Source organism: Streptomyces tritici (genome assembly GCF_048500665.1).
GTDB classification, from domain to species: domain Bacteria; phylum Actinomycetota; class Actinomycetes; order Streptomycetales; family Streptomycetaceae; genus Streptomyces; species Streptomyces tritici.
Genome location: NZ_CP183183.1, coordinates 4,825,374 through 4,847,124 on the forward strand (window position 1 = coordinate 4,825,374; position 21,751 = coordinate 4,847,124).

The window sequence follows — 21,751 nt, forward strand, 5'->3', positions numbered from 1 at the left end:
TCATGACTGTGAACCTCGAAGTCGCCGAAGGCGTCGGCACGATCCGCCTCGACCGTCCCCCGATGAACGCCCTGGACATCGCCACCCAGGACCGGCTGCGCGAGCTGGCCCAGGAGGCCACGGACCGCGACGACGTGCGCGCGGTGATCCTGTACGGCGGGGAGAAGGTGTTCGCGGCCGGCGCGGACATCAAGGAGATGCAGGTCATGGACCACGCGGCCATGGTCAAGCGGTCGCGGGCGCTGCAGGACGCGTTCACCGCCGTCGCCCGCATCCCCAAGCCGGTCGTCGCCGCGGTCACCGGCTACGCCCTGGGCGGCGGCTGCGAGCTGGCGCTGTGCGCGGACTACCGGATCGCCGCCGACAACGCCAAGCTCGGCCAGCCGGAGATCCTGCTCGGCCTGATCCCGGGCGCCGGCGGCACCCAGCGCCTCTCCCGTCTCATCGGCCCCTCGAAGGCCAAGGACCTGATCTTCACCGGCCGGATGGTGAAGGCCGACGAGGCGCTCGCGCTCGGCCTGGTCGACCGGGTCGTCCCGGCCGCCGAGGTGTACGAGCAGGCGCACGCCTGGGCCGCGAAGCTGGCCCAGGGCCCGGCGCTGGCGCTGCGCGCCGCCAAGGAGTCGGTCGACGCGGGTCTGGAGACGGACATCGACACCGGTCTGGCGATCGAGCGGAACTGGTTCGCCGGCCTGTTCGCGACCGAGGACCGCGAGCGCGGCATGCGCAGCTTCGTGGAGGAGGGCCCGGGCAAGGCGAAGTTCCTCTGAGCCTCTCCGGCCGGAGCGGAACCGGCGGCGTCAACCGGCTGAGCCGCGCGACGCCGCCCGAGGGGGCGGTCTTCCCGGAGGCACCGAGCCCTCCTCTGTGATCATGCGAACACGGTGCGTCGTCGCAGGTCAGCACAGGTTTTCCGGGACATTTTCTGCCTCTGGCATATGCCGATCGACGTCCGAAGGACTTCCTCACCCCCGGCACCGATTCCTCCGGAACGGCCCCGCGGGGGCGTCCGGGCGGCCATGATGGAGGGCATGGCGGGCCTGGAGGGTGTCGAGCAACCACGGCAGCGCGGCGGCTCGGCCGCCGCCCGGTGGGTACCGGGCACGGAGGACGAACGGGGCGTCAGAGCCCTGGAGCTGTACGGGAATCCGGCGGACGGCGAGGTGTGCCTGCCGTCCCTGCCGGAGTCGGCCGCGACGGCCCGCCGGCTCACCCAGTCCGTCGTCCTGCGGCACTGGGCGCTGTCGCCGCAGATCGCCGAGCACGCCGTCCTGCTGGTCTCCGAACTGGTCGGCAACGCCGTCCGGCACACCGGGGCCCGGATCTTCGGACTGCGGATGCTGCGCCGCCGGGGCTGGATCCGGATCGAGGTCCGCGACCCCTCCCGGGGGCTGCCCTGCCTCATGCCGGTGCACGAGCTGGACACCAGCGGGCGCGGCCTCTTCCTCGTCGACAAGCTCTCCGACCGCTGGGGCGTCGACCTCTTACCGCGCGGCAAGACGACCTGGTTCGAGATGCGCGTCGCCGACCGCCCCTGAGACGCACCGAAGCCCCCGTCCGCCGTGGTGGGCGTGGTGGGGGCTTCGTGTGGAGCGCCGTGGACGAAGGGGGTGTATCCACGGCGCGGAGACGACCTGGCCCGGGTCAATGGGGGTCGTGGCTCCGACTATGGCAGACCCGGGGCCTTGCCGCCAAAAGTCCGTACCGGGTCAGATTCGGGCAAAGCGGGATGTTCCTCCAATGAATCGTTGGTGACATAGGGCACGCGCCTTATAAACGGTGAATAAGTATGGCGTTCACCGTGTGTTCTTCGAGTCTCCCCGGTGTCCAGCCGGGCGTGGCGGCAACGGCAAACGTCCTGAATTGGCGCAATCATTACCTTTCGGGTGGAGCGCCCCTTAAATGGTCGCGTGACTCCGACCGACCGCCGAGCCGTCCTGCGGACGGGGGCGGCCGCCGTCCTCGCCGGCGCGCTCACCGCCGCCTGCGCGGCGGAACGGCCCGCCCGCGCCCCCGACCCCCGCACCCGGGGCCCCCGCGCTCCGGCCCCCGCGCCCTCCGCCGTACCGGGCCCGCGCCGCTTCCCCGGCCGCCCCGCCGAGATCAGCCACGGACCGCGCGACCGCGCCCGGATCGCCCTCACCTTCCACGGCCAGGGCGACCCCGCCACCGCCCGCGCCGTGCTCGCCGCGGCCGAACGGGCCGGCGCCCGGATCACCGTCCTCGCCGTCGGCGACTGGCTCGACCGGTACCCCGCACTGGCCCGGCGGATCCTGGACGGCGGCCACGAGCTCGGCAACCACACCCAGCACCACCTCGACGTCAACGCCCTCACCGAGGAGCGCGCGTACGCCGAGATCGACGCCTGCGCCCGCCGGCTGCGCCGGCTCACCGGCTCCATCGGCACCTGGTTCCGCCCCTCCCGCACCGCGCACGCGAGCCCCCACGTGCGCCGGGCCGCCGCCCGCGCCGGCTACCCGCACGTCCTGTCGTACGACGTCGACTCCCTCGACTTCACCTCGCCCGGCGCACCGGCCGTCGTCCGCAACGTCACCGGGACGGTCCGCAACGGATCCGTGGTGAGCCTGCACTTCGGCTACGCGGACACGGTCGCCGCGCTGCCCGCCCTCCTCGCCGACCTCGACCGCCGCGGACTGCGCGCGGTGACCACCACGGAGCTGCTGACCTGATGTCCCCCCACACCACGCCCCGTTCCACCTCCGCCCGTCTCGCCCGGCGCGCCGGCGCGCTGCTCGCCGCCGGACTGCTCGCCGCGCTCGCCGGCTGCGGCTCCGACGACGGCCGCGGCACCGCCGCCGAGCGCGCCAAGCCCGCCCCGCGCCCCGCCGGGCCCAAGCCCGCCGCCGTCCCGCCGGGGCTGCCCGGGATGCCGCCGGTCCTCGACCCGAAGGACGTCTACGCGGCCGACCGGCCGGGCAACCTCTCCCCGGTCGTCAAGGGCTTCCCGTCCCGGGTCTACGTGCCCAACACCAACTCCAACACCGTCTCGGTCATCGACCCCAAGACCTACAAGGTGATCGAGACCATCCCGGTCGGCATCCAGCCCCAGCACGTCGTCCCCTCCTGGGACCTGAAGACGCTCTGGGTCAACAACAACCGCGGCCACACGCTGACCCCGATCGACCCGGCCACCGGCGTCGCCGGCAAGCCGGTCGAGGTGCACGACCCGTACAACCTCTACTTCACGCCGAACGGCAAGTACGCCGTCGTCATGGCCTCCATGGACCGCGAGCTGGTCTTCCGCGACCCGCACACCATGGAGCGCAAGAAGACCGTCCCGGTCTCCTGCTACGGGGTCAACCACGCCGACTTCTCGGCCGACGGCCGGTACTTCGTCGTCTCCTGCGAGTTCTCCGGCGAGCTGCTCAAGGTCGACACCGAGAAGATGGAGGTGATCGGCCAGCAGAAGCTGCCCTTCGAGGGCGCGATGCCGCAGGACGTGAAGATCTCCCCGGACGGCAAGACCTTCTACATCGCCGACATGATGGCTCACGGCATGTGGGTCCTCGACGGGGAGAAGTTCACCACGCCGACCCTGATGCCCACCGGCAAGGGCTGCCACGGCCTCTACGTCTCCCGCGACTCCAAGGAGATGTACGTGCCCAACCGCGGCGAGGGCTCGATCTCGGTCTTCGACTTCGCCCAGAACAAGCTGACCAAGAAGTGGTGGCTGCCGGACGGCGGCTCGCCGGACATGGGCGGCGTCTCGGCCGACGGCAAGGTGCTCTGGCTGTCCGGCCGGTACGACTCCGAGGTGTACGCGATCGACACCACGACCGGCAAGCAGCTGGCCCGCATCCCCGTCGGCGGCGGCCCGCACGGCCTCGCGGTCTACCCGCAGCCCGGCCGCTACTCGCTCGGTCACACCGGCGTCTTCCGCTGACGGACGCGCCGTACGAGCCCGGCCCGTACGACGCGCTCTCAGGCCCCGGCCCCCGTACGACGGGCCGGGGCCTTCCCGTGCGTCAGCCGGCCACGAACAGCGCCTCGGAGGCCACCGGCCGGTACCCCGCCGCCTGGAACGTCCGCACGCTGCGTGCGTTGCCCGGGGACTGCTGCGCCCACACCACCGGACCGGGCGTCAGATGCCGGGCCGCGCGGGCCAGGGCCCGGCCGAGGCCCCGGGCGCGGGCCTGCTCGTCCACCTCCACCGCGCACTCCCAGCGGCCGGCCACGCCCCGGCCGAGGATCAGCACGCCGCCGTCCGCGGTCCACACCCGGACGTCGTCCCGGTACTTCAGGGCCCGCGCCACCCGCGGGTGCGACAGGTCCCGGATCTCCCGCAGTTCGATGCCGGGCTCGCCGGGCAGCCGGTCGGCGACGGTCAGCAGGTCCACGGTGTTCATCCGGCGGCCGGTCTTGGCCAGCAGCCCGGTCAGGAACACCGGGTTCATCGAGGCGGAGAGCGGATCGGCGTCGGTGGCCGCCAGCGCCGCGTGCACCCAGGCCGGATCCTCGTCCGTGAAGATCACCGAGTGCGCCGTGAAGGCCAGCACCCCCGCGTCCCGCCCGCTCGGCTGCGGCACCACCACCGCCGAGCCGTCCGGCGGCGGGAAGTCGCCCCGGGCCGCCGCTTCCAGGATCCGTGCCACGTCGTCGCTCATGCCTCCATGATCCGCCATGGCCGGCGACGGCCCGGAAACCGGACGCGGCGTCCGGCCGGATAACCTGACCCCCGTCAGAGAGGCACCGAGAAGGGGTGGACCAGTGGCGGACATCGAGTCGGCACGCACGGCATTCGACAAGTACGACGTGGACGGGGACGGCTTCATCACCGCCGCCGAGTACAAGAGCGTCATGGCGCAGCTGGGTGACTGGAACGTCACCGAGGCCGTCGCCGAGGCCCTGATCAAGCCGCGCGACGAGAACGGCGACGGCAAGCTCTCCTGGGACGAGTTCTGGGCGCACCTCAGCAAGGCCTGATGCCCCGCGTCCTGGACGCCCGTGCGCACCGATGCGCCGGGCGTCCTTCGTTTTTCCGCTCCCCGGAAGCCGCTGCGAATGGCCGGTAATCGTTCTGCGGGACATTTAATTCTGACGGGTCATCGGAATGACTTGACGGATCGTTTTTCGTTCATTGACCGGGGTTCGCCGCAGTAGGAAACATCATTGGCATGGCGAACACCATCATCGAAAAGAACCCGTTGTTCGAGCTGCGCGCGAGCAAGCGCATTTCCGCGCGCCCCGAAGAGGTCTACGCCGTCGTCAGCGATCTGCCGCGCAGCTCCGAGTGGAGCCCGGAATGCCGGGGCGGCGAGTGGATCGGCGAGCCGTCGACCGTCGGCGCGATCTTCCGCGGCGAGAACCTGCGCAGCGAGGACGTGGTGGCCTGGGCCCCGCTGATCCGCGGCACCTGGTACACCGAGGCCCGCATCACCGCGGCGGAGCCCGGCCGGACGTTCCGCTGGGCGATGCTCACGCACACCCGGGAGAACCAGGAGTCCGTCTGGGGCTTCGACATCGAGCCCGACGGCGACGGCGCGATCCTCACCCACCACTTCCGGATGAACCGCGCCACCGAGGGAATTCACAAGATCGTCAAGGACCTCGACGAGGCCGGCCGTGAGCGTTTCGTCGTCGACTGGACCGCGAAACTCGTGTCCGACCTCGACGAGACCCTCGGCCGTATCAAGGAAGTGATCGAGAAGGAGTACGCCCCCGCGCGCTGAGCCGCCGCATTCGGGCCGTGAGCGCCGGGGGAGTTTTCTCCGGCGCGGCCCGGAAGGAAATGCGGCGGTGCGGCGGGAGCGGGGAATTCCCCCGGGCGCCGTTCCTCCGCGCCCGAGCGGCCGGGGGGCGGCGACGGTGGCGGGCGGCGGCTGACGGCGACCCCGGACGGCGCGGCCGGCGACCCCGGGCGGCGCGGCCGGCGACCCCGGACGGCGCGGTCGGCGGCGGCCGGATCGGCACCGATCTCACGGCTCCGACCTGGGCGTTTGCCGGTCCTAGGCCGCCCGTTGGCCACCGCGTGTGAGGCTCCGGGACGTGGGCGGCGAGGGGCACGCTCGCCCGCACCCGACAACGCATTGGCCGCACTGGGGGAAACACCATGACTGTCGCGCTGTTGAGACGTGACACGCCCGCCGACCGCCCCACCCGGAACGGGCTCCGTGAGCTCCTGCTCGCGGAGCTCGGCTCCGAGCTGTTCTCCTCGATGTCCCGCCGTGACCAGCGGACGAAGGGGATGGTGTACCTGCGGGGCCTGCTGGAGGCCGAGGGCCGCAAGTCCATCCGCAACATCGCCGCGCTCTTCGGCGGCGACGCCATCGAGCAGAGCCTGCACCACTTCATCACCAGCTCCACCTGGGACTGGGCCCCGGTGCGCCGGGCCCTCGCCCAGTACGTCGAACGCGTCGCCCAGCCGCACGCGTACGTCGTCCACCCCATGGTCATACCGAAGGCCGGCGACACCTCCGTGGGCGTGGAGCGCCGCTTCGTCCCGGCCCTGGGCCAGGTCGTCAACGCCCAGCAGGCCGTGGGCGTCTGGGCCGCCACCCACGAGTGGAGCAGCCCGCTGAACTGGCGGCTCCAGCTGTCGCCCCGCTGGCTCTCCGACGCGGGACAGCGCCGGCTGGCGTCCATACCGGACGACGAGGTGCCGGAGAGCCTCGCGCAGTGCTCGGTCCGGGCCTGCCAGGAGCTGCTCACCAAGAGCCGGCTCCCCGTCCGGCCGGTCGTGATGGACGCCCGCGAGGCGGACGTACCCGCCGTCGTCGCCCGGCTGCGCGCCTCGGACACCCCGATGATGCTGCGGGTCGACGGGGCCCTCAGGCTCGCCGTCGACGAACCGGTCTTCCCGCGCCGCGGCGTCGCCGTGACGGCGCAGCAGATCATGTCCACCGTCTGGCACATGCGCCGCCCGGTGCGCCGCGCCGGCGAGGAGCCCGGCCTGCGCAGCCCCGTCGTCACCGTCCGGGTCATGCTGTCCGGCTCCTCGCCCGCCCCCGAGCCGGGCCGGCGACCGGAGCGCGCCGCCGGCTCGATGCTCCTGATGGGCGTCGCCGAGGGCGGACGCTGGCCCGCCGAGCTGTGGCTCACCGACCTGACCACCCTCGGCATCGGCGAACTGCGGCACCTGACCCGGCTCGCCCGCCGCGTCGAGCACGACCTCGCGGACGTCGCCCAGCAGGTCGGCATCCGCGACTTCACCGGGCGCTCCTTCGCCGGCTGGCACCGGCACGCCACGCTCGCCTCCGCCGCGCACGCGGTCGCGATGCTCTCCGGCCGCACCGGCCGCGCGCTGCCCACGGCCGTCTGACCGCGCCCGGGCCCCGACGACACACCCCTCCAGCGACCCGCCCCGCGCGGTGGGTCAGTCCACCGTTTCACCGAAGGAGCAGGACCGACATGAGCACCACCAAGCTGGCCGTCATCTACTACTCGTCCCAGGGCAACGTGCACAAGCTCGCCGCCGCGGCCGCCGCGGCCGGCGAGAAGGCCGGCGCCGAGGTCCGGCTGCGCCGGACCGCCGAGCTCACCACCGAGAGCATCGTCCCCGGCAACGACACCTGGAACCAGGTCTGGGCCGACCACCTGGAGAGTGTCAAGGACATCCCCGAGGCCGCCCTCGAGGACCTGGAGTGGGCCGACGCGGTGATGTGGGGCACCTCCGGCCGCTACGGGCTGCCGGCCGCCTCGCTCAAGCAGTTCATCGACCTGACCCTGCCGCTGCACATGAAGCGCGGCCTGGTGAACAAGGTGATGTCCTCGTTCACCTCCACCGCGACCCTGCACGGCGGCCAGGAGAGCACCATCCTCGCCCTCAACAACGCCTTCTACCACTGGGGCGCGCTCATCGTCCCGCCGGGCGTCGCCGACGACATCCAGCTCGCCCCGACCAACGGCAACCCCTACGGCGTGAGCAGCGTCTCGCGCAACCAGGGCGGCAACGTCGACGACGACAACCTCGCGGCCATCGAGTACCAGGCCCGCCGCACCGTCGAGATCGCCGACCTGCTGCGCCGCGGCCGCCAGACCCTGGCGTGACCCTCGTACGACGCCGGCCGGAATCCGTCCCCGACCGGGACGGATTCCGCGCCGCCGTCGCACACCGGGAATTGCCACGCGCATTTCCGCACCCCGACATGACGGATCAGCAATTCCCTTCGGCGGAGATGACGGATCGTCCGTATCCGCCTTCTTCGCCCGCCTCCCGATGATGAAAACTCTTTCCTGAAGCGGCATTTCCATTCCGCCGGGAACGACGACCAGAGGAGCCCACTCATGCTTCCTGTCCGGGCCAGCGACAAGGGCCTCTACATGGGCCTGGTGGCCGAACGGGCCGCGGCCGACCACGGTGACCAGCTCATCATCCTCGACCACGACCTGGATCTGCTCCCGGACGCCGGCCGGCGGATGACCTTCGCCGAACTCGCCGAACACATCGACGACATGGCGGCCCGGCTGTATGCCGCGGGAATTCGGCGCAGCGACCACGTCGCCATTCACAAGTCCAACGGCTTCGACATCAATATCCTTTCCAGCGCGGTCTCCCGCATCGGCGCCGTGCCGGTGCAGCTCTCCCCGTACCTCGACGCGGACAGCGTGCTCGCGCTGCTGCGCCGCCTCGGCGGCCCGTACCTGATCACCGACACCGCCAAGCTCGACGGCGCCTTCGCCGGCGCCCCGCTCGACGAGCTGACGGCCGCGGTGCTCGTCGCCGACGGCGCGCGGCCCGGCACGGTCTCGATCGCGGGGCTGGCCGGCGCGCCCCGCCAGCAGCCGGTCGTGCCGCACCCGGACCTGCCTGCGCTGATGACCCACACCTCGGGCACCACCGGACTGCCGAAGCTGGTCGTCCACTCCGCCCGGACCCTGCACGGTCGCTACCGGCCGCAGGCCAAGCTCTTCGACATGATCCGCGAGACGGAGACCGTGGCGCTGCACGTCAGCTACGTGCACTCCCGGATGCCGCTCGCGCTCGCCGTCCTGCTGCCCCGCGGCAACCGGATGGTCGTCATGAACGACGCCGACCCGGAGAAGGCCGCCGCGCTGTGGGCCGAGACCCGGCCCGGGTTCATCGAGTCGCACCCCAACTCCTTCATGGAGTGGGAGGTGCTGGCCGAGCACCCGCTGAAGCCGCTGGCGAACGTGAAGTACTTCAGCACCACGTTCGACGCCATCCACCCCAGCACCATGGACAAGCTGCTGCACGCCAGCGAGCGCAGTTCGCCGCTCTTCTACCAGATCTACGGCCAGAGCGAGACCGGCCCGCTGGTCGGCCGCGGCTTCAACCGGGCGACCGCGCACGGCGCCGACGGCCGCTGCCAGGGCTACGCCTTCCCGGGCGACACCAAGTTCAAGCTGGTCAGCCGCAACGGACAGCCGGTCACCCGGGAGAACCCCGGCTACATCGACGTCCAGGCCGCCGGCCGCTGCCTCGGCTACTTCGGCGAGCGCGAGCGCTACGACACGCAGGTCCACGGCGGCTGGTGGCGGGGCATGGACCTCGGCTACCGCACCGAGGAGGGCTGTCTGCACCTGCTCGACCGCGAGGTCGACGCCATCCCCGGCATCGCCTCCACCCTGGAGATCGAGGACACCGTCCTCGGCCGCCTCGGCGAGCTCACCGAACTGGTCGTCGTCCCCGGCCCCGACCAGGAGCCCGTCCCGGTGCTGTGCACCCGCGACGACCTGCCGCTGGACCGGACCCGCTGGCGCGCCGCCACCACCGAGTGGCCCACGCTCGCCGAGCCGGTCCAGATGAAGCTGGCCGAACTGCCCCGCACGGCCACGATGAAGGTGCAGCGCATCGAGCTCGCGGCCCGGCTGCGCCGGCGCGCCGCCGAGCGGGCGAGCTGACCGCGGCGGACCGGGCGACGGAGAGGAGCGGACACCCATGACCACGGCAGACACGACCGCCGGGGACGCCGACGTCCTGATCGTCGGAGGCGGACCCACCGGCCTGCTCACCGCCTGCGAACTGCTGCGCCGCGGCGTGCGGGTGCGGCTGGTCGACCGCGCGCACGAGGGGCTGGGCGTGCCCAAGGCCCTGTCGCTGTGGCCGCGGGTCCGCGACATCCTCACCGACCTCGGAGCGGGCGAGGAGGTGCGCCGGGTCTCCGTGCCGGTGCGCGCCTTCCGCTACTACTCCGACCGCCGCCCGGTCGCCACGCTCACCTTCACCGAGGAGCTGGCGGCCCGTCAGCTCCCGCAGTACGAGACGGAACGCATCCTCACCGAGCGGCTGCACGCGCTCGGCGGCAAGGTCGAGCGCGGGGTGCGGCTGCTCTGCCTCGACGGCGTCGACTTCTCCGGAAGGATCGAGCCGGGCGGCACCGTCACCGCCGTCCTGGAGCACGACGACGGGACGGTCGAACGCCACCGGGTCCCGTTCGTGGTCGGCGCCGACGGCGCCGGCAGCGCGGTCCGGGGCCAGCTCGGCATCGGCTTCGAGGGCAGCACCTACGAGATGGCGTTCGCGCTGGTCGACACCCGCATCGACGGGTATCTGCCGCCGGACGAGATCGCCTACTACCAGACCCTGAAGGGCACCCTGGTGGTCGTGCCGCAGCCCGGCGGGGTGTTCCGCTTCCTGTCGGTGATGCCGGACGGGGGCGCGATGTCCCGCGAGGCCATGCAGGAGATCATCGACACCCGCGGGCCGCGCGGCGTGCGGATCACCGAACCGGTCTGGGAGACCGTCTTCCGGGTGCACGCCCGCCGGGCCACGGACTTCCGGCGGGGCCGGGTCTTCCTCGCCGGGGACGCCGCCCACGTCCACAGCCCGGCCGGCGGACAGGGCATGAACAACGGCCTCCAGGACGCCCACAACCTCGCCTGGAAGCTGGCCGCCGTGCTCCAGGGCCGGTCCCCGGCGACGCTGCTCGACAGCTACGGCGCCGAGCGCGCCGAGGCCACCCGCCGGATCGTCCGCGACACCGACGTCCACACGCGGGCCCTGACCGCCCGCACGCCGGGCCGGGCGGCCGTCCGCGACGCCGCGTTCACCCTGTTCGACCGGTCCGGGGCCGCCGCCCGGCTGTACGCCCCGGTCCTGGCGGGCCGCCGGCTCGCGTACAGCCCGGAACGCGCCGGCCAGCGGCCCTCCACGGGCTGCGGCCTGCGCGGCCGGCTGGCCGCCGCGGCCGGTCCCGGCGCCGTCGTGCCCCGCGACGCGGCGCTGGCCCTCGGCATCGCGGGCCCGGGCGCCGACCCGTCCGCCTGGACGCTGCTGGTGCGCGTGCCCCGCTCGGACCCGCGGTGGCTCACCGAGACCGGACACGTCACGGCGCGCTATCCGCAGGTGCGGGTGACGCACCTGCCGGGCGGCACCCGCGGTCTGTGCACCCGCCCCGGCTACCACTTGGTGCGCCCGGACGGCCACATCGCCGCCCACGGGCACGCGCGCGACCTGGACCGGCTGGAGGCGGAACTGGCCGTCGCCCTGGTCCGCGAGCCGCGGTGAGGCATGCCAGGCCGCGGAGGCCCGGTCAGGCCCGCGCGGGCCTGGCTGAGGCCTGCTGAAGCCGCGCGGGTCCACCGGAGACGTCGCCGGCCTCGCCGCGACGCCCGCCGGGGCCCGCCCCCGTACCGGCGCCCGCTCCCGACCCCGGGGAGCGGGCGCCCGCGCGTCAGCCCCGGCGCGTCGCCCGCCGCGTCGCCGGCCCGTCCACGGGCAGGTCCGGCAGCGCCAGGCACAGCGCCTCCAGCGCGGCGCCGAAGGCGTGGTCCGGCGGCGTGCCGTACCCGATGACCAGACCGTCCCGGGGCGGCATCGTGCTGTCGGGGTGCCGGTACGGACCCAGCCCGTCGAGGGCCAGGCCCGCCCGGCGGGCGGCGCGCAGGGCCGCCTCCTCCGTGCCGGGCGGCAGCTCCAGGACGGCGTGCAGGCCCGCCGCGACCCCGCTCACCGCGACGTGCGGGGCCCGTTCGGCGAGCGTGGCGGCCAGCAGGTCCCGGCGCCGCCGGTAGTGCAGCCGCATCTTGCGCAGGTGCTTGTCGTACGCGCCGCAGGCGATGAAGTCGGCCAGCGTCAGCTGGTCCATCACCCCCGACCACATCTCGCGCGGCCCCTTCGCCGCCACCACCCGGTCCACGAGCCAGCCCGGCAGCACCATCCACCCCAGCCGCATCGCGGGGGAGAGGCTCTTGCTGGTCGAGCCGATGTACACCACCCGGTCCGGGTCGAGGCCCTGCACCGCGCCGACCGGCTGGCGGTCGTAGCGGAACTCGCCGTCGTAGTCGTCCTCCACGACGAGCCCGCCGCCGGAGCGGGCCCAGTCCACGACCGCCGCCCGGCGCTCCGGATGGAGCGGCCCGCCGGTGGGGAACTGGTGCGCCGGCGTGAGCAGCACGGTCCGCGCGCCGGTGGCCTCCAGCTCGTCGATCCGCGCCCCGTGCGCGTCCACCGTGAGCGGCACCGTGCGCAGCCCGGCGTCGTGCAGCAGGCTCCGGTGGAAGTCGAGCCCGTACGACTCCACCGCCACCGAGCCCTCCAGAAAGGTACCGAGCAGTCTCATCGCATGTGCGAAGCCCGCGCAGATGACGATCCGGTCCGGTTCGGTGCGCACCCCGCGGGCCCGCGCCAGGTACTCGGCGAGCGTCGCGCGCAGTTCCGGCCGGCCCCGCGGATCGCCCACGCCGAACGCGTCGTTGGGCGCGGCACCGACCGCGCGCCGCGCCGACGCCGTCCAGGCGCCGCGCGGGAAGGCGGCCGCGTCCGGCGAACTCGGCATCAGATCGTGCAGGATGCGCCGTTTGGTGCGCCTTTGAGGGCCGCCCGACTGCTCGGGGCGCAGCGGAGTGGCGCGTTTGGCGACCCGGGTTCCGGAGCCCTGCCGGGCCGCGAGCCAGCCCTCCTCCACCAGTTCGGCGTAGGCGTCGGCCACGGTGTTGCGGGCGATGCCGAGGTCCTGGGCGAGGCTGCGGTAGGGCGGAAGACGGGTGCCGGGCACCAGCCGGCCGGACCGGATGGCCTCCCGTACCGCGTCCATGAGTTGCTCGCGCAAACTCCCTTCGCCCGACAGGGCGAGGTGGAAGTCGGTGCCCGAGACGACGTCCGGTAAGTCGGCGCCGCCCGGCGACTGCTCGTGATTGACCCACTGTTCTGTCACGGGAATGAACCATAGCGTGGGCCGATTCCGGCCCTACGGTCGTTCCATGACCGCTTACGAAGTGCCTCAGCGCATGAACTTCCCGACCGTCGCCCCCAAGGTGTTCAAGGCCGTCCTGGCCCTCGACGCCGCCGCCCGCGAGGGCATCGACCCCGTCCTCCTCGAGCTGGTGCAGATCCGCGCCTCGCAGATCAACCGCTGCGCGTACTGCATCGACTACCACACCTCCGACGCCCGCAAGGCCGGCGAGACCGAGGAGCGCATCTACCAGCTCAACGGCTGGGAGGAGTCCAGCCTCTACACCCTGCAGGAGCGGGCCGCGCTCGCCCTGACCGAGGCCGTCACCCTGCTCCCCGACGGCGTCCCGGACTCCGTGTACGACGAGGCCGCCAAGTACTTCGGCGAGAAGGAACTGGCCCAGCTCATCGCGCTGATCTTCACCGTCAACGCCTGGAACCGCATGAACGTCACGACCCGCAAGACCCCCGGCACCGAGTGACCTTCCGAACCACCCCGAGTGCGGTGGCCGCCCCCATGGGGCCGCCGCACTCGGCGCACCGGGACCCGCTCGCCCGGGCGGGCCCCCCCGTCCCCACCTCACGAAGGGCTGATCCAGCCGTGACCACCCTCGACACCCCGGTGTCCCCGCCGACGGACGGCCGTTCGCCCGTCAAGGGCTGGCTCGCCGTCCTGGCGGTGACCCTGGGCATCTTCTCCCTGATGACCTCGGAACTGCTGCCGGTGGGCCTGCTCACCCCGGTCGGTTCCGCACTCGACGTCTCCGAGGGCACCGCCGGCCTCATGGTGACCGTCCCCGGCCTCGTGGCCGCCTTCTCGGCGCCCGTGGTCACCGTCATCACCGGCCGCGTAGACCGCCGCCTCGTCCTCGTCGTCCTGATCGGCATCGTCGGACTGGCGAACCTGGCCTCCGCCTTCGCCACCAGCTTCGCCGTCGTTCTGGTGGCCCGCTTCCTCATCGGCATCAGCGTCGGCGGCTTCTGGTCCATCGCCGGCGGCATCGCGCTGCGCCTCGTCCCCGAGAAGCACGTGCCCCGGGCCACCGCCGTCATCTTCGGCGGCGTGGAGACGGCCTCCGTCCTGGGCATCCCCACCGGCACCATCATCGGCGACCTCAGCGGCTGGCGCACCGCCTTCGCCGCCGTCGGCATCCTCGGCCTGGTCTCGCTGGTCGCCATGGTGATCCTGATGCCGAAGGTGCCCGCCGAGCAGACCATCACCTTCGGCGACCTGCCCAAGGTCTTCAAGGGCAACGCGGGCGTCCGGGCCGGCATCGCCATCACGTTCCTCGTGATCACCGGTCACTTCCTCGCGTACACCTTCGTCCGGCCGATCCTGCAGGACGACGGCATCGCCGACAGCATGATCGGCGGCCTGCTGCTGGCCTTCGGCGTCGCCGGCATCTGCGGCAACTTCATCGCCGGCGCGCTCATCGCCAAGCGGCTGCGGGAGACGGTCGTGGGCATCTCCCTCGTCCTGACCGCGGCCATGGTGCTCTTCGCCCTCGTCGGCAACACCCCCCTCACGGCGGGCGCGCTGCTCGTCCTGTGGGGCCTCGGCTACGGCGCCGTGCCCGTCACCTTCCAGACCTGGATCCTCGACGCCGCACCCGACGCCACCGAGGCCGCCTCCTCGCTGTACGTCTCCACGTTCAACCTCTCCATCGCCCTCGGCGCCCTCTTCGGCGGCTTCGCCGTCGACGGCATCTCCACCACGAGCGTGCTGTGGATCGGCGCCGCCCTCGCCCTGGTCACCCTGCTCGTGCTCGGCGGCGTCCGGCGCACCGCGCCGCACACCGCCGCCACCGACCAGGACTGAGGCCCCGGGCCGCCGCCGCCCCCGCGGCGGCGGCCCCGACCGACCATCACCACCCGACGATTGAGGACCCGCATGACCGAGTACACCCCCGCCCCCGGCATCGTCCGCCCCGGCGACGAGGACTACCGGGGCCTGGCCACCAGGGGCCTGAACAAGCGCTTCACCGCCGAACCCCAGGCGTTCCACGTCGTCACCGACACCGCGCAGGTCGTCACCGCCGTGCGCGACGCGGTCCGGGACGGCAAGCGCATCGCGGTCCGCAGCGGCGGCCACGGCTACGAGAACACCGCCGGCGACCCGGAGGTCGAGCTCGTCCTCGACCTCGGCGCCATGCGGGAGATCGCCTGGGACGCCGAGCGCGGCGCCTTCGCCGTCGAACCGGGCGTCCGGATGGCCGACCTGTACCGCACCCTGTACGAGAACTGGGGCGTCGCCCTCCCGGCCGGCGACAGCGCCACCGTCGGCATCGGCGGCCACGTCGCCGGCGGCGGCTTCGGCTCCCTGTGCCGCAGCGCCGGTCTCGCGGCCGACCACCTGCTCGCCGTCGAGGTCGTCGTCGTCGGCGCCGACGGCGAGGTCCGCGCCGTCGTCGCCGGGCGCGACCCCGAGGACCCGCACCACGACCTCTGGTGGGCCCACACCGGCGGTGGCGGCGGCAGCTTCGGCGTCGTCACCCGCTACTGGTTCCGCTCCCCGGACGCCGCCGGCGACGACCCGCGCACCGCGCTGCCCGTCCCGCCCGCCTCCGTCCTGACCGGCACCGTCCTGTTCAACCGCGCCGGCCTCGACCGGTCCGCGCTGCAGCGCCTGGCCGGCAACTTCGGCCGCTGGCACGAGGAGAACAGCGCCGCCGACTCCCCGTACGCCTCGCTGTTCTCCGGCCTGATCCTCAACGGCCGCCCCCGCACCGACGACCCGGGCATGGGCGCCGTCGTCTTCGCCCACGTCGACGCCACCCGCCCCGACGCCGAGCAGCTGCTCACCGACTACCTCGCGGCCGTCACCGACGGCCTCGGCGACTTCCCCGTCGTCCTGCCCACCGAGGTGGTGCCCTGGCTGGAGGCCAAGAAGGCCCTCGCCCAGGCCCAGGACGCCGAGGTCGGCCGCCAGAAGGTCAAGTCCGGCTTCCTGCGCCGCGCCTGGACCGCCGACCAGATCGACACGCTGTACGACTACCTCGACAGCACCGACCACGACCACGACAGCGCCCTGATCGCGCTCCAGTCGTACGGCGGCCGGGTCAACACGGTGCCCGCCGAGGCCACCGCCTCCGCCCAGCGCGACTCCGTCATGCAGGCGTTCTTCATGAACACCTGGCAGGACGAGGCCCGCGACGCGGCCGCGCTCGCCTGGATGGCCCGCCTCTACCGCGACCTGTACGCCAAGACGGGCGGCGTCCCGGCGCCCGGCGACGCCGACCAGGGCGCCTACGTCAACTTCGCGGACACCGACCTGGCCGACCCCGAGTGGAACACCTCCGGAGTGCCCTGGGAGGAGCTGTACTTCCTCGGCAACGCGGAGCGGCTGCGCCGGGTGAAGGCCGCCTGGGACCCGCGTGACGTGTTCCGCCACGCGCTGTCGGTGCGGCTCCCCTGACCGGCCGGGGCCGGCGCCGCGCGCGTCGGCCCCCGGCGGTCCCCCGGCGCCCCGCGGGAGCGGACGGCGCCGGCCGGCCACGCCGTGCGCGCGAGTCACCAAAGTCAACCACCGGTTAAGGACACCGTTGATGCTGCACTTTGCCCTGCTCGGTCCGATGGAGGTACGTGTCGACGGAGAGCCGCGGACGCCCAGCGCGCCCATGGCCCGCCGGGTCCTCGCGGTTCTGCTCGCGCACGCGGACCGCGTGGTCCCCACCGAACGGTTCATCGAGGAACTCTGGGACGGCCGGCCGCCCAAGCGGGCCCGCAAGACCGTCCAGACGTACATCTACCAGTTGCGCAAGGCCCTGGCCGGCCGCGAGGACGACCCCGTCGACCCGGTCGAGACCCACCCGCACGGCTACCGCCTCCCGGTACGGGACGGCCGGGTCGACCTCCTCGACTTCCAGAACCTGGTCCGCGAAGGCAAGGACGCCCTGGCCCGCGGCCGCGCCCGCGAGGGCGCCGAGGCGCTGCGCCGCGCCCTGGACCTGTGGCGCGGCGGCGTCCTGGAGGACGTCGACACCGGCCCGGTCCTCGCCGCGCAGGCCGCCCGCCTGGAGGACCTGCGGATCCAGGCACTGGAACGGCGCATCGCCGCCGACCTGACGCTCGGCCACGACCAGGCCGTCCTGGACGAGACGCGGGAGCTCACCTACGAGCACCCGCTGCACGAGGAGTTCTGCGCCCAGCTGATGACCGCGGCCCGGCGGTGCGGACAGCGCGGCGAGGCCCTGTCCGCGTACGCCCGGCTGCGCCGTGCCATGGCGCAGGAACTCGGCCTCGAACCGTCCGCCCGCCTGCAGGAGCTCCAGCGCGCCGTGCTCGCCGGCGGCGACGAGCGGCCGGCCGGCCCGGCGCGGCCCGCCACCGACCCGGCGCCCTGCCAGCTCCCGCCCGCCATCGCCGACTTCGTCGGCCGCGGCCCCGAGCGCCGGCTCATCGCGCAGGGCCTCGTCCCGGCCGCGGACCCCGCCGGGGCCGGGCCCGCCGGCGTACGGATCGTCACCGTCACCGGGGGCCTGGGTGTCGGCAAGACCGAGGTCGCCCTCCAGGTGGCGCACCGGATGCGCGGCGAGTACCCCGACGGGCAGCTCAAGGCGTCCCTGCACCTGGAGAACGGCACCCCGAAGCGGCCGGCCGAGGCGCTGAGGGAACTGCTCGCCGCCGCCGGCCACGACCGGAGCGCGCTCCCGGAGCGCACCGACGACCTGGCCCGCCTCTTCCGCTGCTGGGCCTCCGGCCGCCGCATGCTGGTGCTCCTCGACGACGCCGCGGACGCCGAGCAGCTCGGTCCGCTGCTGCCGGCCGGTCCGGGCAACGCCGTGATCGTGACGTCCCGGCGCCGTCTGGAGGGCCTGCCGGGCACGGTCACCTCCGTCGAACTGGGCCCGCTGGCACAGGCCGACGGCCGGCGGCTGCTCGGCCGGGTGATCGGCGAGGAGCGGGCCGCCCGGGAGCCGGGCGCCGCCGAGGACGTGGTGGCCTGGTGCGGCGGACTGCCGGCCGCCATCCGCGCGGTGGGCAGCCGGATGGCGGCCTGGCCCGGCCGCAGCCTCGCCGAGTTCGCCGCCCGGCTCGCCGACGACCAGGTACGCCTTGAGGAGCTGAGCAGCCCGCACCTGGACGTGCGCCGCTACCTCGTGGAGTCCGCCGACCGGCTGCCGCACAGCGCCCGGGACGTGCTCACCGAGATCAGCCGGGCCGAGCGGGTCGACGTCACCGTCGCGTACCTGGCCCGCCGGCTGCACCGCTCAATCCCGTCCATCGAGCGCTCCGTGGAACTGCTCGCGGACTTCCACGTGATCCGCCCGGCCGCCTGCGGCGGCGACCATCTGCTGTGCGTGCCCCAGCTGTTCCGCCTGGCCTTCGCGAACGGCGCCCGGGGCCGGCACACCGCCCCCGGGCGCCGCGGCACGATCGGCCGCCTGGGCGTCCGCACGCTGACCGCCCGCCGCCTTGCCTGCGCGGCCTCATGAGCGAATCGTTTCGCCGCCGAGCCGCCGCTCAGTCGACGCTCTGCGCGAAGCGGAAGAAGCCGTGCGGGTCGTGGGCCCGCTTCACGGCCCGCAGCCGCGCGTAGTTGCCGCCGTAGTACGCCTCGCGCCAGCCGGTCAGCGCCGGGTCCATGTAGTTCTGGTACGAGCGGCGGGTGGAGGACGGGTACAGCGTCGCGTAGCCGCCGTCGACCCAGGACTGGGCCTGCTCGCGCTGCTCGCGGGACGGGTCCGGGACGGGCAGCCCGACCTGGTAGCCCGCCTCGAAGAGCGTGTCGCGGTGGACGAAGGCGGTGTCCGAGGGGGCGAGGTCGTTCACCCGGCCGCCGTACGCGAACAGCCCGAGGAAGCGGAACTGCCCCGGCACCGGCGCCTCGACCAGCGTGCGGACCGCGGCCTCGGCGGTGGCCCGCGACCACCGGTCGGCGAAGAACACGTTCCGGTAGGTGGCGTAGTTCTCCCGGGGCAGCCGGGCGTGCGGCGAGTAGCCGATCCGGTGGCAGGCGTCCACGGAGCTGTCGGCGCAGCCGAACACCTTCATCATGGCCTCCTTGAACGGCAGTTCGGTCACCTCGCGGCTGACCGGACGCCGCCCGAGGCCCGACACGAGCGCGTCGAGCAGCCGGTCGCAGCCCGCCTGCGCGCCGAGGTACCCGCCGGAGACGACCACGATCGGCGCCGTGCCGGCCGGGGAGTCCTCGGGCAGCAGCAGGAACAGCTCCGCCGACAGCTCGCGCGGGGCCTGCGCGATCCACTCCTGCCAGGCCAGCACCACGTCCACCGCGTCCGCCCCGTCGAAGCCGAGGTTGTACAGGCTCAGCGACGGGATGCGCACCGGCCGCACCTCGTACTCCGTCACCACGCCGAAGTTGCCCCCGCCGCCGCCGCGCAGCGCCCAGTACAGGTCGGGGTGCTCGGTCGCCGAGCAGCGCACGCACGAGCCGTCGGCGCGCACCACCTTCGCCGACACCAGCCGGTCCGCCCCCATGCCGAACTTGCGGGCGGCCAGACCGAACCCGCCGCCCTGCAGCCAGCCGCCGATGGCGACCGTCGGACAGGTGCCGGAGGCGACCTGGAGGCCGTACGGGGCGAGCGTGTTCACGATGTCGACGCCCTGCGCGCCCGCCCCGATCCGCACGGTCGAGGCCGCCGGGCGCACCGCGTTCAGCCGGGAGACGTCGATGACCAGGCCGGTCGAGGTCGAGTAGCCGGCCTGACTGTGTCCGCCGCTGCGCACGGCCGTCGGCAGCCCGTGGTCCTGCGCGAACCGGATGCAGGCGGCGACGTCGCTCCCGGAGGCGCAGTACGCGACGCCCTGCGGCCGGATCACGTCGTACCGCGCCATCTGCAGCTGCTTGGCGACCTCGTACCCCGGGTCGCCGGGCAGCACCAGCCGCCCGTCGAGCCGTTCGGCCAGCTTCCCCCACGGGGCGGCCCCCGCGGCCGCCCCGGCCAGGGGAAGCACCCCGGCGGTGAAGGCGCCGGCCGCGCCCGTCGCGGCGCCGGCGCGTATGAGCGTACGTCTGGACAGCATGAGGAACCCCCTGGATACGGCCTGCCGACGGCAGGCGGCGGCGGAGCCGGGCGGAGCCGCCGGGACACGGGGGCCCACGGATGCCACCTGCCGTGTCCGCGCTGCGCGCCCGACCCGGGCAGACTGGCACGCCGCACCGCGCTTTCCGGCCGTTCGACCCGAAAGAACCCGCAATCTGTCAGATGCGCCGCATCCCGGGCCGCCACCGGTTCCTCAGGGGGCGGCCGGACGTCAGGACCGGGTCAGCACTCGATGATGTTGACCGCGAGGCCGCCGCGGGCGGTCTCCTTGTACTTGACCGACATGTCGGCGCCGGTCTCCTTCATGGTCTTGATGACCTTGTCGAGGGAGACCAGGTGGCTGCCGTCGCCGCGCATGGCCATCTTGGCGGCCGTGACGGCCTTCACCGAGGCCATGCCGTTGCGCTCGATGCACGGGATCTGGACGAGGCCGCCGACCGGGTCGCAGGTGAGGCCCAGGTTGTGCTCCATGCCGATCTCGGCGGCGTTCTCCACCTGCTCCGGGGTGCCGCCGAGGACCTCGGCCAGCGCGCCGGCGGCCATCGAGCAGGCCGAGCCGACCTCGCCCTGGCAGCCGACCTCCGCGCCGGAGATCGAGGCGTTCTCCTTGAACAGCATGCCGACCGCGCCGGCCGCGAGCAGGAAGCGGACCACGCCGTCCTCGTCCGCGCCGGGCACGAAGTTCATGTAGTAGTGCAGCACCGCCGGGATGATGCCCGCCGCGCCGTTCGTGGGGGCGGTCACCACACGGCCGCCGGCCGCGTTCTCCTCGTTCACGGCCATCGCGTAGAGGGTGATCCACTCCATCGCGTGCGCCGCCGGGTCGCCCTCGGAGCGCAGCTTGCGGGCCAGCGCCGAGGCGCGGCGGCGGACCTTCAGGCCGCCGGGCAGGATGCCCTCCCGGGACATGCCGCGCGAGACGCAGGCCTGCATGACCCGCCAGATCTCCAGCAGACCGGCGCGGATCTCCTCCTCGGTCCGCCAGGCCTTCTCGTTCTCCAGCATCAGCGCGGAGATCGACAGCCCGGTCTCCTTCGCGATCCGCAGCAGCTCGTCGCCCGTGCGGAACGGGTACTTCAGGACCGTGTCGTCCGGGATGATCGGGCTCTGGCCCTCGACCGCGTCCTCGTCCACGACGAAGCCGCCGCCGACCGAGTAGTACGTCTTCTCCAGGAGCAGTGCGCCCTCCGCGTCGTACGCGAAGATCGTCATGCCGTTGGCGTGGTACGGCAGCGCCTTGCGGCGGTGCAGGATCAGGTCCTCGTCGAAGTCGAAGGGGATCTCGTGCGCGCCGAGGATGTCGATCCGCCCGCTGCTCTTGATCCGCTCGACCTGCTCGTCCGCCGTCTCGACGTCGACCGTGCGCGGCGAGTTGCCCTCCAGGCCGAGCAGCACCGCCTTGGGGGTGCCGTGGCCGTGGCCGGTCGCGCCCAGGGAGCCGTACAGCTCGGCGCGTATCGAGGCCGTGGGGGCGAGCAGCCCCTCGTTCTTCAGCCGGCGCGCGAACATCCGGGCCGCCCGCATCGGACCCACCGTGTGGGAGCTGGACGGGCCGATGCCGATCGAGAACAGGTCGAAGACCGAGATGGCCACGGGGACTCCTTGTGGGGCTAGACGCCGTTGTCTGCCGGGGTGGTGCAGAAACGCCAGG

18 protein-coding genes are annotated in these 21,751 nt (G+C 73.3%); 14 read left to right on the forward strand and 4 right to left on the reverse strand.

From position 1 onward, the window contains the following. Positions 1 to 2 precede the first annotated feature (2 nt). From ACNJ93_RS22550 to ACNJ93_RS22565, 4 genes are all read left to right on the forward strand, one after another. A complete protein-coding gene (locus tag ACNJ93_RS22550; protein WP_418959239.1) occupies positions 3 to 770 on the forward strand; it encodes an enoyl-CoA hydratase/isomerase family protein in 768 nt (255 codons plus the stop codon). A 261-nt stretch (positions 771 to 1,031) separates the two neighbouring features. Continuing rightward, positions 1,032 to 1,538, forward strand: coding sequence for an ATP-binding protein (locus tag ACNJ93_RS22555; RefSeq protein ID WP_418959240.1), 507 nt, complete (start codon positions 1,032 to 1,034; stop codon positions 1,536 to 1,538). 372 nt (positions 1,539 to 1,910) lie between these two features. Next, a complete protein-coding gene (locus ACNJ93_RS22560; protein WP_418959241.1) occupies positions 1,911 to 2,690 on the forward strand; it encodes a polysaccharide deacetylase family protein in 780 nt (259 codons plus the stop codon). Then, positions 2,690 to 3,904 (forward strand): YncE family protein, encoded by a 1,215-nt coding sequence (locus ACNJ93_RS22565; RefSeq protein ID WP_418959242.1) that lies wholly within the window; start codon positions 2,690 to 2,692, stop codon positions 3,902 to 3,904. Before ACNJ93_RS22560 ends, ACNJ93_RS22565 begins: the two co-directional genes overlap by 1 nt. A gap of 82 nt (positions 3,905 to 3,986) precedes the next feature. On the opposite strand, the gene ACNJ93_RS22570 is transcribed toward ACNJ93_RS22565, so the two are convergent. Then, entirely contained in the window at positions 3,987 to 4,625 is a 639-nt protein-coding gene (locus ACNJ93_RS22570) for a GNAT family N-acetyltransferase (protein ID WP_418959243.1), read from the reverse strand. A gap of 103 nt (positions 4,626 to 4,728) precedes the next feature. Here ACNJ93_RS22570 and ACNJ93_RS22575 point away from each other — a divergent pair, with 103 nt between their 5' ends. The 6 genes from ACNJ93_RS22575 to ACNJ93_RS22600 all read left to right on the forward strand — a co-directional run bounded on the left by ACNJ93_RS22575 (position 4,729) and on the right by ACNJ93_RS22600 (position 11,428). Then, positions 4,729 to 4,944 carry an EF-hand domain-containing protein gene (locus tag ACNJ93_RS22575; protein ID WP_418959244.1) on the forward strand — a complete coding sequence of 72 codons (216 nt, stop codon included), beginning with the start codon at positions 4,729 to 4,731 and terminating at the stop codon, positions 4,942 to 4,944. 191 nt (positions 4,945 to 5,135) lie between these two features. Further along, positions 5,136 to 5,690 (forward strand): SRPBCC family protein, encoded by a 555-nt coding sequence (locus tag ACNJ93_RS22580; protein ID WP_418959245.1) that lies wholly within the window; start codon positions 5,136 to 5,138, stop codon positions 5,688 to 5,690. A gap of 380 nt (positions 5,691 to 6,070) precedes the next feature. After that, a complete protein-coding gene (locus tag ACNJ93_RS22585) occupies positions 6,071 to 7,279 on the forward strand; it encodes an IS701 family transposase (protein ID WP_418959246.1) in 1,209 nt (402 codons plus the stop codon). 89 nt (positions 7,280 to 7,368) lie between these two features. Then, complete coding sequence (locus tag ACNJ93_RS22590; RefSeq protein ID WP_418959247.1) at positions 7,369 to 8,007, forward strand: NAD(P)H-dependent oxidoreductase; 639 nt, start codon at positions 7,369 to 7,371, stop codon at positions 8,005 to 8,007. A gap of 237 nt (positions 8,008 to 8,244) precedes the next feature. Beyond that, on the forward strand, positions 8,245 to 9,822 hold the full coding sequence (locus tag ACNJ93_RS22595; protein WP_418959248.1) for a class I adenylate-forming enzyme family protein: 1,578 nt from the start codon (positions 8,245 to 8,247) through the stop codon (positions 9,820 to 9,822). Between the two features lie 37 nt (positions 9,823 to 9,859). Then, positions 9,860 to 11,428 carry an FAD-dependent monooxygenase gene (locus tag ACNJ93_RS22600; protein WP_418959249.1) on the forward strand — a complete coding sequence of 523 codons (1,569 nt, stop codon included), beginning with the start codon at positions 9,860 to 9,862 and terminating at the stop codon, positions 11,426 to 11,428. A 166-nt stretch (positions 11,429 to 11,594) separates the two neighbouring features. Here ACNJ93_RS22600 and ACNJ93_RS22605 read toward each other — a convergent pair whose 3' ends face one another. After that, a complete protein-coding gene (locus ACNJ93_RS22605; protein ID WP_418959250.1) occupies positions 11,595 to 13,076 on the reverse strand; it encodes a PLP-dependent aminotransferase family protein in 1,482 nt (493 codons plus the stop codon). 46 nt (positions 13,077 to 13,122) lie between these two features. Here ACNJ93_RS22605 and ACNJ93_RS22610 point away from each other — a divergent pair, with 46 nt between their 5' ends. The 4 genes from ACNJ93_RS22610 (at position 13,123) to ACNJ93_RS22625 (ending at position 18,528) form a co-directional block, all read left to right on the forward strand. Then, positions 13,123 to 13,575 carry a carboxymuconolactone decarboxylase family protein gene (locus ACNJ93_RS22610; protein WP_418959251.1) on the forward strand — a complete coding sequence of 151 codons (453 nt, stop codon included), beginning with the start codon at positions 13,123 to 13,125 and terminating at the stop codon, positions 13,573 to 13,575. 119 nt (positions 13,576 to 13,694) lie between these two features. Continuing rightward, a complete protein-coding gene (locus ACNJ93_RS22615; RefSeq protein ID WP_418959252.1) occupies positions 13,695 to 14,912 on the forward strand; it encodes an MFS transporter in 1,218 nt (405 codons plus the stop codon). 72 nt (positions 14,913 to 14,984) lie between these two features. Next, positions 14,985 to 16,508: an FAD-binding oxidoreductase gene (locus ACNJ93_RS22620; protein WP_418959253.1), complete on the forward strand. Its 1,524-nt coding sequence runs from the start codon at positions 14,985 to 14,987 to the stop codon at positions 16,506 to 16,508. A gap of 130 nt (positions 16,509 to 16,638) precedes the next feature. After that, complete coding sequence (locus ACNJ93_RS22625) at positions 16,639 to 18,528, forward strand: BTAD domain-containing putative transcriptional regulator (protein ID WP_418959254.1); 1,890 nt, start codon at positions 16,639 to 16,641, stop codon at positions 18,526 to 18,528. A 28-nt stretch (positions 18,529 to 18,556) separates the two neighbouring features. Here the strand turns inward: ACNJ93_RS22625 and ACNJ93_RS22630 are convergent, their stop codons facing one another. Continuing rightward, positions 18,557 to 20,080 (reverse strand): FAD-binding oxidoreductase, encoded by a 1,524-nt coding sequence (locus tag ACNJ93_RS22630; protein WP_418959255.1) that lies wholly within the window; start codon positions 20,078 to 20,080, stop codon positions 18,557 to 18,559. 242 nt (positions 20,081 to 20,322) lie between these two features. Beyond that, positions 20,323 to 21,693 (reverse strand): L-serine ammonia-lyase, encoded by a 1,371-nt coding sequence (locus ACNJ93_RS22635; RefSeq protein ID WP_418959256.1) that lies wholly within the window; start codon positions 21,691 to 21,693, stop codon positions 20,323 to 20,325. Positions 21,694 to 21,751: the final 58 nt, after the last annotated feature.